This is a genomic window from Cupriavidus sp. H18C2, from assembly GCF_049393795.1.
GTDB classification, from domain to species: domain Bacteria; phylum Pseudomonadota; class Gammaproteobacteria; order Burkholderiales; family Burkholderiaceae; genus Cupriavidus; species Cupriavidus pauculus_C.
On record NZ_CP186010.1, the window covers coordinates 1,954,891 to 1,968,215 of the forward strand.

11 protein-coding genes are annotated in these 13,325 nt (G+C 69.1%); 3 read left to right on the forward strand and 8 right to left on the reverse strand.

What is annotated here, in order from left to right; genetic code table 11:
• Nucleotides 1–136: 136 nt before the first annotated feature.
• The 3 genes from EPAKOI_RS08875 (at nt 137) to EPAKOI_RS08885 (ending at nt 3,839) form a co-directional block, all read left to right on the forward strand.
• Nucleotides 137–1,441: an MFS transporter gene (locus EPAKOI_RS08875; protein WP_124684124.1), complete on the forward strand. Its 1,305-nt coding sequence runs from the start codon at nt 137–139 to the stop codon at nt 1,439–1,441.
• Between the two features lie 13 nt (nt 1,442–1,454).
• The gene (locus tag EPAKOI_RS08880) at nt 1,455–2,684 is read left to right on the forward strand and encodes an amidohydrolase family protein (protein ID WP_423192028.1); all 1,230 of its coding nucleotides are present in this window, start codon (nt 1,455–1,457) and stop codon (nt 2,682–2,684) included.
• A gap of 258 nt (nt 2,685–2,942) precedes the next feature.
• On the forward strand, nt 2,943–3,839 hold the full coding sequence (locus tag EPAKOI_RS08885) for a LysR substrate-binding domain-containing protein (protein WP_124684122.1): 897 nt from the start codon (nt 2,943–2,945) through the stop codon (nt 3,837–3,839).
• Between the two features lie 21 nt (nt 3,840–3,860).
• Here EPAKOI_RS08885 and EPAKOI_RS08890 read toward each other — a convergent pair whose 3' ends face one another.
• From EPAKOI_RS08890 to EPAKOI_RS08925, 8 genes are all read right to left on the reverse strand, one after another.
• On the reverse strand, nt 3,861–4,607 hold the full coding sequence (locus EPAKOI_RS08890) for a hypothetical protein (RefSeq protein ID WP_423192029.1): 747 nt from the start codon (nt 4,605–4,607) through the stop codon (nt 3,861–3,863).
• A gap of 223 nt (nt 4,608–4,830) precedes the next feature.
• Nucleotides 4,831–5,658 carry a M55 family metallopeptidase gene (locus tag EPAKOI_RS08895; protein ID WP_313836488.1) on the reverse strand — a complete coding sequence of 276 codons (828 nt, stop codon included), beginning with the start codon at nt 5,656–5,658 and terminating at the stop codon, nt 4,831–4,833.
• Nucleotides 5,655–6,686: a P1 family peptidase gene (locus tag EPAKOI_RS08900; RefSeq protein ID WP_423192030.1), complete on the reverse strand. Its 1,032-nt coding sequence runs from the start codon at nt 6,684–6,686 to the stop codon at nt 5,655–5,657. The genes EPAKOI_RS08895 and EPAKOI_RS08900 overlap by 4 nt, the downstream gene beginning before the upstream one ends.
• Nucleotides 6,687–6,690: 4 nt before the next feature.
• Complete coding sequence (gsiD, locus tag EPAKOI_RS08905; protein ID WP_124684118.1) at nt 6,691–7,593, reverse strand: glutathione ABC transporter permease GsiD; 903 nt, start codon at nt 7,591–7,593, stop codon at nt 6,691–6,693.
• 10 nt (nt 7,594–7,603) lie between these two features.
• The gene (gene gsiC, locus EPAKOI_RS08910; RefSeq protein ID WP_124684117.1) at nt 7,604–8,524 is read right to left on the reverse strand and encodes a glutathione ABC transporter permease GsiC; all 921 of its coding nucleotides are present in this window, start codon (nt 8,522–8,524) and stop codon (nt 7,604–7,606) included.
• A 295-nt stretch (nt 8,525–8,819) separates the two neighbouring features.
• On the reverse strand, nt 8,820–10,370 hold the full coding sequence (gene gsiB / locus EPAKOI_RS08915; protein WP_423192031.1) for a glutathione ABC transporter substrate-binding protein GsiB: 1,551 nt from the start codon (nt 10,368–10,370) through the stop codon (nt 8,820–8,822).
• Between the two features lie 81 nt (nt 10,371–10,451).
• Complete coding sequence (locus tag EPAKOI_RS08920; protein WP_124684115.1) at nt 10,452–12,344, reverse strand: dipeptide ABC transporter ATP-binding protein; 1,893 nt, start codon at nt 12,342–12,344, stop codon at nt 10,452–10,454.
• 1 nt (nt 12,345) lies between these two features.
• Nucleotides 12,346–13,314, reverse strand: a complete 969-nt coding sequence (locus tag EPAKOI_RS08925; protein ID WP_423192032.1) for an isoaspartyl peptidase/L-asparaginase family protein — start codon at nt 13,312–13,314, stop codon at nt 12,346–12,348.
• Nucleotides 13,315–13,325 lie beyond the last annotated feature (11 nt).

Below are 13,325 nucleotides of genomic sequence, written 5' to 3' on the forward strand. Positions count from 1 at the left end.
GCCAGCCATGCGCTGGCGTCATGCGACCATGCGCAGATATCGTTTCTCGCGCCCGGCACGGCACCCCTACCATCGGCCAGAGCCTGAAACAAGAACAGGCTTCCCAGCGTTCTGCCAAACAGGGAGAGAGAGAGACATGCAAGCCAGCGCCCCCGCCTATGCGGAGACGGTGCCCCCCATCGGGGCCAGTCAACGCCGCCGCGCCATCATCGCCACGGTGATCGGCAACGGCCTCGAATGGTTCGACTTCACGGTGTACAGCTTCTTTGCCGTGATCATCGCCAAACTTTTCTTCCCCACAGGGAACGACCTGTCATCGCTGCTGCTGGCCGTGGCCACGTTCGGCGTGGGCTTCTTCATGCGCCCCGTGGGCGGCATCATCCTGGGCGTCTACGCCGACCGCGTGGGCCGCAAGGCCGCGCTGTCGCTGACCATCCTGCTGATGGCGGCCGGCACCACGCTGATCGGCATCGCGCCCACGTATGACCAGATCGGCCTGTTCGCGCCGCTGCTGATCGTGGTGGCCCGGCTGATGCAGGGCTTCTCCGCCGGCGGCGAGATGGGCGGCGCCACCGCCTTCCTGACCGAGTACGCCCCGGAGACGCAGCGCGCCTACTATTCGAGCTGGATCCAGGCCAGCATCGGCGTGGCCGTGCTGCTGGGTGCCGCCGTGGGCACGTTCGTCACCTCGACGCTGAGCCCCGAGGCGCTCAATAGCTGGGGCTGGCGCCTGCCGTTCCTGATCGGCATGATCATCGGCCCGGTGGGGTTCTACATCCGCAACAACCTCGACGAGACGCCGACGTTCCAGGCCACCACCGACAAGACCGATTCGCCGCTGACCGAGGTGCTGCGCGACTACCCGCGCCAGACCGCCGCCAGCTTCTCGATGGTGATCCTGTGGACGGTCTGCACCTACGTGCTGCTGTTCTACATGCCGACCTACGCCGTGAAGGTGCTCAAGGTGCCGCAGTCCACCGGCTTCGTGGCCGGCATGGCCGGCGGCCTGGCGATCATGGTGTTCGCGCCCATCGTGGGCATGATGGCCGACCGCATCGGCCGCCGCGGGCTGCTGTCGGGCGCCGCCGCGCTGATCTTCGTGCTGGCATGGCCGATGTTCGCGTACATCAACCACGCGCCGGGCCTGGCGTCGCTGCTGGTGTTCCAGATCGTGTTCGGCGTGCTGATTGCCGCCTACACGGGCCCCATCCTGGCCGCGTTTGCCGAGCTGTTCCCGGCCAAGGTGCTGTCCACCGGCCTGTCCGTGGCCTACAACCTGGCCGTGACGATCTTCGGCGGCTTTGCCTCGTTCTTCATCACGTGGCTGATCGCCAGCACCGGCAGCACCATGGCGCCGGCCATCTACGTGATGATCGCGGCCGCCATCAGCTTCTGCGGCACGCGCCTGGTGCGCGAGCCGGCCTACCTGCAATCGAAGTAACCGCGAAGTCCAGATGACCCAGATCCTGCTCCAGGGCGGCAACGTCCTAGACCCCGTGCGCGGCACGCTGCTGCCGCGCCATGACGTGCTGATCGACGGCGACCGCATCGTCGACGTCAGCGCCACGCCGATCCACGCGCCGCAGGCCCGCACCATCGACGCGACCGGCAAGACCGTGATGCCGGGGCTGATCGACCTGCACGTGCACGTGCTGGCGTCGCTGGCCAACCTTGGCCTGAACGCGGTGCAGCCGAACGTGCTGGTGGCCTTCCGCGCCATGCCGATCATGCGCGGCATGCTGGAGCGCGGCTTCACTACCGTGCGTGACGCCGGCGGCGCCGACTGGGGCCTGTCCCAGGCCGTGGCCACGGGGCTGATTCCCGGGCCGCGCATCTTCCCGTCGGGCAAGGCGCTGTCCCAGACCGGCGGCCACGGCGACTTCCGGCCCCGTTCGGACACGCTGGAGCCGTGCTCGTGCGCGTTCCGCGCCGGCGCCATCGCCCGCGTGGTGGACGGCGTGGACGCCGTGCGGCTGGCCGTGCGCGAGGAGATCCAGAAAGGCGCCACGCAGATCAAGATCATGGCGTCTGGCGGCGTGGCGTCGCCGACCGACCCGATCGGCCACACCCAGTACAGCGAGGACGAGATGCGCGCCATCGTGGCCGAGGCCGAGGCCGCGCAGACCTACGTGATGGCCCACGCCTACACGGGCCGCGCCATCGCCCGCGCCGTGCGCTGCGGCGTGCGGACGATCGAGCACGGCAACCTCGTCGATGCAGAAGCCGCGCGCGTGATGCGCGAGCACGGCGCCTACGTGGTGCCCACGCTGATCACCTACGACGCGCTGGCCCGCGACGGCGCCCGCCTGGGCCTGCCGGCCGACTCGGTAGCCAAGATCGAGACCGTGCGCCAGGCCGGCCGCGACTCGCTGGCCATCTACGCCGAGGCCGGCGTGCCGATGGGCTTCGGCTCCGACCTGCTGGGCGAGATGCACCAGTACCAGTCCGAGGAATTCCTGATCCGCGCCGAACTGCTGGGCAACGCCGAAGCGCTGCGCTCCGCCACCTCGATCGCCGCCGAGATCCTGCAGCGCGAAGGCGAACTGGGCGTGGTCCAGGCCGGCGCCATGGCCGACGTGCTGCTCGTCGACGGCAACCCGCTGACCGACATCGGCGTACTGGCCGGCCCCGACGCCCGCATCACGATGGTGATGCAGGCGGGGAAGGTTTACGGGGAGCGGTGAGCCGGTAGCGGCTTCTTCCCGCAACACCGCCGGTTTTGCTCCCCTCTCCCGCGAAGTGGGAGAGGGGCTGGGGGAGAGGGCAATGCAGTTCCGATGCGGCTTGTCCCGGTTTGGACCGCTGGCCCTCTCCCCCGACCCCTCTCCCGCGAGCGGGAGAGGGGAGCAAACCACGCCAGGCCGCGGCCCGCACCATCACCCCCCTCTGGCACACCCCTTGCGTCTATCATGGCACTACCGCTGCCACTGCCTGACGCCCCCATGCGCATCACCCCCCTGCCCCCGTTGCCCTGTCTTGTCGCGTTCGAATCGGCGATGCGGCACGGCAGTTTCACCAAGGCCGCGGCCGAGCTGCATCTGACGCAGAGCGCCATCAGCCGGCAGGTGGCGCAGCTCGAACGATTCCTTGGCAAGAAGCTGTTTATCCGCGAGCCGCGCGCGTTGCGGCTGACCGTGAGCGGCCAGCAATACGCCGAGCAGGTGCAGCGGCTGCTGGTGCGCTGTGCCGAAGCCACCGAGGACGTGATGAAGCGCAAGGGCCAGGTCGAGCTGACCGTGGCCTGTTCGTCGGGCGTGGCCGTGCTGTGGCTGACGCCGCGCCTGGCCGCGTTCCGCGCGCGGCATCCGGACTTCCACGTGCGGCTGCTGGTCAACGACAGCCTGGCGTCGCTGTCGGGTACCGATTTCGACGTCGGCATCTACTACCTGCGCGAGGGCGCGCCCAGCGGCATCGCCGCGCAGCGGCTCTATGACGAGGAAGTGTTCCCGGTCTGCGCGCCGTCGTACCTCAATGGCCGAACGCTGTCGGTGGCCGACCTGCCGCGCGAGTCGCTGCTGGTGCTGGAAGACGCCCAGCGCATCTGGATGTCGTGGCCGGCCTGGTTCGCGCGCAACGGCCTGCGCGAGACGCGTTTCGAGCGCGAGCTGGTGGCCAATACCTATCCGGTGCTGGTGCAGATGGCCATCGAGGGCCAGGGCATCGTGCTGGGATGGCGCTACATGATCGACCGCTGCCTGGCGGCCGGCCTGCTGGTGCGCGCGTGCGACGCCAGTGCGTCGCTGGGCGGCGGCTACTACGTGGCGTGGCCACGCGACCGCGCCGAGCCGGCGGCCGCGCGGGCGTTCCGGCAGTGGCTGATCGAGGAAAGCGGCACGTAGGACGGCGCGAGCGCCAGCGCCTCAGAACAGTTCGCCGGCGCCATCGGCCGGCCAGGCCGAGCGGAACGCGTGGGGATGCATGACGATGCCGGCCGCCTCGATCTGCGCGGCGGACAGCACCAGGTGCCGCGCCAGCCAGTCGTGCAGGCTGCGCAGGAAGCGGATACGGTCCTCGCGGCTGGCGGCGGCAATCAGCCATTCCAGCTTCACGTGGGCCGTGTAGACATCGAGCAGGTTCAGCGCCTTGAGCTTGGGCGGCGTGGCCGGGCTGCGCTCGATTGCCAGCACGCGCTGCACCTGCGCCGGCGCCAGCGGCCGGCCGGCCACGATCTGCTGGTACAGGTCTTCCAGCGCCGGAAACCGCACCGTCGGCTGCACGCGCGGCACGCCCGCCACCTTCTCCATGCGCAACACGACGTAGCGCGTGGCGGCGTTGCGGCGCTCCAGCGCCAGTTCGGCGGGCGTCGGCTTGCGGCGCGGCTGGCTGGCGAACGCGGCGTCGATGACGGCATCGACCCGCTTGACCGCGTCGCGCTCGGTGTAGTCGGGCACCGTGTCCAGCTCGCCCGGCACGGCCAGCACGGCCCGGGCGCATGCGTCGCCGAACGGATACTCGTGGCCGTCAGGCCCGCGCAGGATCCACGCCTGCCCTTCCGGAAAGCCGTGATGGCGCCCGCCCGGGGCACTGCGCGCATGGCAGCGCGTAGCCGTCGGATCGACAAAATCCTTGCGAACAGGCATCCAGCGCCCGGGCGGCGGTACGGTCATGAGCGATACCAGTGGGAAAACGGACGCCATTGTCCCACTGATCGGCTGGCGGCCTGCAAGTTGCCGCTGTCGGGACTCCCTCTCCCGCGCGCGGGAGAGGGGTTGGGGGTGAGGGTGTCGAGGCTCTGCTTGCCGACGTGTGGCAGTTTGCACCGCCTGCCCTCTCCCGGCCCCTCTCCCGCCGGGCGGGAGAGGGGAGCAAACCATCAGAACGCTGGGCGGACTACTTCAGCATGAACGACATCGCCGAGCAGCAGTTCAGCATGCGGACGGCGGCCTGGACGGTGGGCGCGGTGAAGGTCAGCGTGACGCCGTCGACGCGCTCGAACGTTGGCCACTGGCAGAACAGGTCGGCGTGGGCCGTGGTCTGCGTCTGGAGGCGGCAGGTGACCGGGCCGGACAACTCGAAGCAGCGCGCCTCGGGCCGCGAGATAGCCTGCCGGGTGACCGCTTCGGCCGCGTGGGCGATGGCGTCGCGGGCGGCCTGGGGCGACAGCGACGTGCCGCTGCCCTGCCCGCCGGCCGTCTTGGTCTGCACGTAGCGCACCCACGGCATCAGCGGGCGGGTTTCGGCGACAAAGACGTCGTCGCCGCTGGCCATCAGCACGGGCACGTCGAACTCGCCGGCCAGCGCGGCGTAGATGCCGGCCTCGCCCAGTTCCAGTCCGTTGAACCAGACCCGCGCAAACGCGCCGCTGTTGATCGTATGCGCCAGCACGCCGCGGCTCTGGGCCCGGCCGTGGTAGCCGATCATGAACAGGCCGTCGCAGTCCTGCTCCACGCCGGCCACCATGCTCAGGTAGCGCGGCTTGCCCAGCACCAGCTGGGCGCGCGGGTCGATCTGGTCCGGCAGCAGGTTGCGGAAGCCGCCGTGCGAGTCGTTGACCAGCACCTCGGTGGCGCCGCCGGCAAAGGCGCCCTGCACGGCCGCGTTGGCCTCGCCGGTCATCCACGCGCGGGCGCGTTCGTATTCGCCGTTGCCGGCGCGCGTCTGCTCGGCGTGGAACACACCGGCCACGCCTTCGATATCGACGGAAATCAGGATCTTCATGCGGTAAAGCCTTGCAGCAGGTCTGGCAGCAGCTCGCGCAGCGCGCGGCGGGTATGGCCGTCACGGCCGTGGACGGTCTCGGCGTGCCACAGCGCGTGCACGATGGCCTGTTCGACGCTGTCGGCGGCCGCCCGGAACAACGGGTCGAGCGCCGATTCGTGGACCATCGGCACGGCCGGCATTGGCGCGCTGGCCAGGTGCGGAACGGTGTAGGCCGTGGAGAATGCCAGCGCGATGTCGCCGGAGCCGTGCCCGTAAACCGACCCGGTACGCGCCAGCCCGGTGCCCGCGCGCATCGACAGCCGGCGCAACTGCCGTGCGTCGAGCGGCGCGTCGGTGGCGACGATCAGGATGATCGAGCCCTTCTCGGGCTCGGGCGGCTGCTTCAGCCGGGCGTCGAGCGCGGCGCCAAGCGCACGGCCGGCCAGGATCAGCGAATCGGGCGTGCCGAAGTTCGACAGCACCAGCGCGCCGACCGTATATCCGCCAGCCACGCGCGACGCCGTGCCGATGCCGCCCTTGGCACCGAACGACGACATGCCGCGCCCGGCCCCCACCGCACCCTGCGGCACGTCCGGGCCGGCGGCCGCCAGCGCCGCGTCGTAGTGGGCGCCCTGCACCGCCATCGCCTGGATGTCGTTCAGGTAGCCGTCGTTGCACTCGAACACCAGCGGATTGACGGTCGGCCAGCCGCGGCCGATCTCGGGGTTGTCGGCAATCGCGGCGCGGATCTGGGCCTGCGCCAGCGCGCCAACCGCGAACGTGTTGCCCAGCGCGATGGGCGTCTCGATCACGCCGAGTTCGTCCACCTGCACCAACCCGATGCTCTTGCCGAAGCCGTTGAACACGGTGGCGGCGGCCGGCACCTTGTCCACGTAGACGTTGCCCGGATGCGGCCGGATCACGGTCACGCCAGTCTGGCAGGCGCCGTCGGCCAGCGTGCAGTGGCCGACGGTCACGCCGGCCACGTCGGTGATGGCGTTGCGCGGGCCCGCCGGCAGCCTGCCGACGATGGGAGCGTTGGCCATGCGATCAGCGGCGGTCGATCTTCGGGTCCAGCGCGTCGCGCAGGCCGTCGCCAAGCAGGTTGAACGCCAGCACGGTCAGGAAGATCGCCAGGCTCGGGAAGATTGCCACGTGCGGCGCGGTGACCATGTCGGCGCGCGCCTGGCTCAGCATCGCGCCCCACTCGGGCGTGGGCGGCTGGGCGCCCAGGCCGATGAACGACAGGCCGGCGGCGGTGATGATCGACGTGCCGATCCGCATCGAGAAATAGACCACGATCGACGATACCGTGCCCGGCAGGATGTGCCGCATCAGGATGGTCCAGTCCGACGCGCCAATGCTGCGCGCGGCCTCCACGTAGGTCAGGCGCTTGAGCATCAGCGTGTTGCCGCGCACCAGCCGGGCAAACGCGGGCACGCTGAACACGGCCACGGCGCAGACGACGTTGAACATGCCGTTGCCCAGGATTGCCACGATGGCGATGGCCAGCAGGATGCCCGGGAACGCGAACAGCACGTCGCAGATGCGCGTGACGATGCGGTCCCACCAGCCTTCGTAGTAGCCGGCCAGCAGGCCCAGCAGCGTGCCGATGATGGCGCCGATGATCACGGAGAACACGCCGGCGGCCAGCGAGATGCGCGTGCCGGCCAGGATGCGGCTGAAGATGTCGCGGCCCAGCGAATCGACCCCCATCCAGTGGGCGGCCGACGGACCCGCGTTCAGCGCGTCGTAGTCGAAAAAGTTCTCGGGGTCGTACGGCACGATGTGCGGCGACAGGATGGCGATCACCACCAGCAGCAGCACGAACACGCCGGCGGCCAGCGCCAGGTGCTGCTTGCGGAACTTGCGCCAGAACTCGGTCCAGGGCGTGCGGACGGCCTCGGGCGCGGCGGCCTGGGCGGCGGGGGCGGACGTGGAAAGCTCGGTCATGTCGGCCTCCTTACTTGTAGCGGATGGTGGGGTTGATCACGGTGTACAGCAGGTCCACCACCAGGTTGATCAGGATGAATTCGAGCGAGAACAGCAGCACCTCGGCCTGGATCACCGGGTAGTCGCGCATCTCCACGGCGTCCACCAGCAGCCGGCCCAGGCCGGGCCAGTTGAAGACCATCTCCACCAGGATCGACCCGCCCAGCAGGAAGCCGAACTGCAGGCCCATCATGGTGACCACGGGAATCATCGCGTTGCGCAGCGTGTGCTTGATGACCACCACGGTCTCGCGCACGCCCTTGGCGCGGGCGGTACGCACGAAATCCTCCTGCAGCACCTCGATGAACGACGCCCGCGTGAACCGCGCCATCACGGCGGCCACGGCGGCGCCCAGCGTCAGCGAGGGCAGGATGTAGTGCTTCCAGCTATCGGCGCCAATCGACGGCAGCCAGCCGAGCTGCACCGAGAAGATCTCCATCAGCAGCATGCCGAGCGCGAAGGCCGGGAACGAGATGCCCGAGACGGCCAGCGTCATGCCCAGGCGGTCCGGCCAGCGGTTGCGCCAGACGGCCGAGCTGATGCCGATGGCCATGCCGAAAACCACGGCCCAGACCATGGACGTCAGCGTCAGGTACAGCGTGGGCAGGAAGCGCTCGCCGATCTCGTCGGCCACCGGACGCTTGGTGCGCAGCGACGTGCCGAACTCCCCGCGCAGCGCGTTCGTGAAAAAGCGCACGAACTGCTCGTGCATCGGCTTGTCGAGCCCCAGGTCCTTGCGCACCAGCTCGACGGTCGCCTGATCGGCTTCCGGGCCCGCGGCCAGCCGCGCCGGATCGCCGGGCAGCAGGTGGACGAACAGAAACACCAACACTGCCACGATCAGCATTGTCGGTATGACGCCCAGAAATCGTTTGAGGAAGTAATTCAGCATCCTGACACCAGAAAACCAGAAATTGAGACCGAAGGCCGCCCGCCCTTTCACCCCGCCTACACGGGCAGGCGGCTCACGGCTTACCGCTTTATGAACAGCTTGTTATGCGTACTGCGTACCGCGACTGCTACCACTTCGTTTCAAGGCCACTGCCTTTGCTGCGCCCCTCCCCCGCCAGCGGGGGAAGGGTTGGGGGTGAGGGCCGGCCGCGCCAGCCGCGACAAGTCGCAAGCCGCACCGCCCGCCCGTCCCCAGGCCCCGCTTCCGCCAGGCGGCAGAGGGGAAAACCAACTGCTTACTGCTTGATGTCGATCTCGTCGAAGTTGAACGAGCCGTCGGGCATCACGTAGGCGCCGGTCAGGCGCTTGGCGCGGGCGTACAGGACCTTTTCGGTCACCAGGAAGGCCCACGGGGCGTCCTTCCAGATGCGTTCCTGGGCGTCCTTGTACAGGCGGGCCTTCTCGGCGCGGTCGGTGGTGCGCAGGGCCCCGGCGATGTCGGCGTCGACCTGGTCGTTCTTGTAGTACGCCGTGTTCAGCAGCTTCGGCGGCATCGATTCCGATGCCAGCAGCGGACGCAGCGCCCAGTCCGACTCACCGGTCGACGACGACCAGCCCACGTAGTACATGCGCACGCCGGCTTCCTCGGGCTTCTGCACCGATTCCACGCGCTCCACGCGCTGGCCGGCTTCCAGGGCCTGCACCTGGGCCTTGATGCCCACCTGCTGCAGTTGCTGCTGCACGAACTGGATGAGCTTCTGGGCCGTCGTGTGGTTGTAGGCCGACCACAGCGTGGTCTCGAAGCCGTTCGGGTAGCCGGCTTCCTTCAGCAGCTCGCGCGCCTTGGCCGGGTTGTACGGCCACGGGCCCAGCTTCTCGGCGTAGTCCACGCCGGGCGGCACCACGCCTTCGGCCGGCACGGCATGGCCGGCAAACGCCACCTTGACCAGCGCTTCCTTGTTGATCGCGTAGTTGATGGCCTGGCGCACCTTCGGGTCGTTGAACGGCTTGACCATCGTGTTCAGCGACAGGTAGCGCTGGATGATCGACGGCGCGTCCACCAGGTCCACCTTCGGGCTGGCCTTCAGCACGGCGGCCTGCTCGAACGGGATGCTGAACGCGAAGTCAGCCTCGCCGGTCTGCATCACGGCCGAGCGGGTGTTGTTGTCCACCACCGGCTTCCAGGTGATCGTGTCGATCTTCGGGTAGCCGGTCTTCCAGTAGCCGGCAAACTTCTTGCCCTTCAGGTAATCGGTCTGCTTCCACTCGACGAATTCGAACGGGCCCGTGCCCACCGGGTGGAAGGCGATTTCCTTGCCGTACTTCTTGAGCGCCGTGGGGCTGATCATCACGGCCGACGGGTGGGCCAGCACGTTGATGAACGGCGAGAACTGTTCCTTGAGCGTGACGCGGGCGGTGTACGGGTCCACCACCTCGGTCTTGGCCACGCGGTTGAACAGCGTGTAGCGCTTGAGCTTGTTGGCCGGATCGGTCACGCGGTCCAGGTTGGCCTTGACGGCGGTGGCGTCGAACGTGGTGCCGTCGTGGAACTTGATGTTCTTCTTGAGCTTGAACGTGTAGACCAGGCCGTCCTTGCTGACGTCGTAGCTCTCGGCCAGCACGTTCACCGGCTTCATGTCCTTGTCGAAGCCGAACAGGCCCTGGTAGAACGACTTGGTGGCGGCCTGCGACAGCGTGTCGTTGGCGTCATACGGGTCCAGCGTGGTGAACGTGGAATACACGGCCATCACCGCATCCTTGGCGGCAAACGCCGGCGCGGCGGCCAGCAGGCCCATGGCGCCAACCGTGGCGGCACCGGCCATCAGCCGGAACGTGTTCTTGGACATCTCTTCTCCTCTTTCGGGATAGCGAAAACGCAAAAGCAACTACGGGACTACAGGACTTTGGGACTACGGGTTCCGGGCCGGTCAGTACGCGCCGCCCACCGCGTGGCGGGCCACGAAGTGGCCTTGCGCACCGCTGCCGGCCACGGCCACCAGCGGCTGCACCACCGGCTCGTCGCCGACCGCGCGGATCGGGCTCGGGATTTCGTCGTTCAGCGGCTCGCGCTTCAGATGGCGGCGGGCCGGGTCGGCAATCGGCACCGCCGACATCAGCTTCTTCGTGTACGGGTGCTGCGGGTTCTCGAAGATGGCGCGGCGCGGGCCGATCTCGACGATCTGGCCCAGGTACATCACCGCCACGCGGTGGCTCACGCGCTCCACCACGGCCATGTCGTGCGAGATGAACAGGAAGGCCACGCCCAGCTCGCGCTGCAGGTCCAGCATCAGGTTGACGATCTGGGCCTGGATCGACACGTCCAGCGCGGACACCGACTCGTCAGCCACCACCACCTTCGGGTTCAGCGCCAGCGCCCGCGCAATGCAGATGCGCTGCCGCTGGCCGCCCGAGAACTCGTGCGGGTAGCGCGACGCATGCGCGGCCGTCAAACCCACCTTCTCCAGCAGCCACGCCACACGGGCCTCGGCTTCCTTGCCGCTGGCCACCTTGTGCACCAGCAGCGGCTCCATGATCGAGTAGCCCACCGGCACGCGCGGGTCCAGCGACGCAAACGGGTCCTGGAAGATGAACTGGATGTTCCGGCGCAGCGCCTGCAGCGCCGGGCCCTGCATCTTGCTGATGTTCTGGCCGGCGAACTCGATGGTGCCGCTCTGCGCGTCCACCAGCCGCAGCAGCGAGCGGCCCGTGGTGGACTTGCCGCAGCCCGATTCGCCCACCAGCGCCAGCGTCTCGCCCGGGTACAGGTCGAAGCTGACCTGCTCCACGGCGTGCACGCGGCGCGTGACCTTGCCGAACAGCCCGCCCGGCACGTCGAAGCGCGTCACCAGGTCGCGCACGCGCAGGATCGGCGCGGCGCCGGCCGGCACGGTGTCCTGCGGCAGTTCCGCCACGGCGGCCGCGCCGTCGGTCATCTGCACCAGCGGGAAGCGCGCGGGCAGGTCCGTGCCCGCCATGGCGCCCAGCTTGGGCACCGCCGACAGCAGCGCGCGCGTGTACGGGTGCGCCGGGGCGTGGAACACGTCGTCCGACGTGCCCTCTTCCACCTTCTCGCCGCGGTACATCACCAGCACGCGGTCGGCCACCTCGGCCACCACGCCCATGTCGTGCGTGATGAAGACCACGCCCATGTCCATCTCGGCCTGCAGGTTGCGGATGAGCTGCAGGATTTCGGCCTGGATCGTCACGTCCAGCGCCGTGGTCGGCTCGTCGGCAATCAGCAGCGCCGGCTTGCACGACAGCGCCATGGCGATCATCACGCGCTGGCGCATGCCGCCCGAGAGCTGGTGCGGATAGCGGTCCAGCACGCGGCGCGCCTCGGGAATGCGAACCAGTTCCAGCATGCGCAGCGCCTCGGCGCGCGCGGCCGCGTTGCTCTTGCCCTGGTGCAGGCGGATGGACTCGGCAATCTGCTCGCCCACCGGGAACACCGGGTTCAGCGACGTCATCGGCTCCTGGAAGATCATCGCCACGTCGGCGCCGCGCACGGTGCGCAGCGTGGACTCGGGCGCCCGGGCCAGGTCCAGCACCTCGCCGGCCCGCCGGCGCAGCAGCATGCTGCCCTGGGCGATCTTGCCGCCGCCGTGCTCGACCAGCCGCATCAGCGCCAGCGACGTCACGGACTTGCCCGATCCCGATTCGCCCACCACGGCCAGCGTCTCGCCCCGGTCGACGTGGAACGACAGGTTGCGCACGGCCTCCACGGTCCGCTCGGACGTGGCAAAGCGCACGGTCAGGTTGTCGACGGCCACCACGCGCTCGGGCGGCAGCACAATGCCTTGCTTGGAAACAGTATTCGCCATATCAGCCGTAGATCCAGACGTTGACCGGCTCGCCCACGCGGGCCACGCCGCGGTACATGCCTTCGGTGTTGAACGGCAGCGTCACGTTGCCGGCGCGGTCCACCGCGATCAGGCCGCCGCGCCCGTGGATGGCAGGCAGCTTTTCCATGACCACGCGCCGCGCCGATTCCTCCAGCGACAGCCCGGCGTAGCGCATCTGCGCCGAGACATCGAACGCCGCGGCGGTGCGGATAAACATCTCGCCTGTGCCCGTGGCGGACACGGCCGCCATGTCGTCGGCGTAGCAGCCGGCGCCCAGCAGCGGCGTATCGCCCACCCGGCCCACCTGCTTGTTCGTGACGCCGCCCGTGGACGTGGCCGCGGCCAGGTTGCCCTGCGCATCGCAGGCCACCGCACCCACCGTGCCGAACTTCTTGTCGGCGTCCAGCGGATCGGCCTGGGCCGCCCTGGCGGCCAGCGCGGCGGCGTCGTGGTCCAGCAGCGCCATGCCGGCCGTGCCGCGCGCGCGCTGCCACTGGTCGTAGCGGGCCTGTGTGAAGAAGTATTCCGGTGCCACCAGTTCCAGGCCTTGCGCTTCGGCAAATGCCTCGGCACCTTCGCCCGCGAACAACACGTGTTCGCTCTGCTCCAGCACGGCGCGCGCGGCCAGCACCGGGTTGCGCAGCCGCTTGACGCAGGCCACGGCGCCGGCGGCCAGCGTGCGGCCGTCCATGACCGAGGCGTCCAGTTCGTAGGTGCCGGCGTGCGTCAGCACGGCGCCACGGCCGGCGTTGAACAGCGGGCACTCTTCGAGCAGGCGCACCGCTTCGGTGACGGCATCGAGGGCGCTGCCGCCGTCGGCCAGCACGCGCTGGCCGCCCAGCAGCACCTGTTCCAGCGCGGCGGTGTAGTCGCGTTCGCGCTGGGCGTCCATGGCCGCACGGGTAATCGTGCCGGCGCCGCCGTGGATGGCGATAACAGCTTGAGGCATAGGTCCTTCTA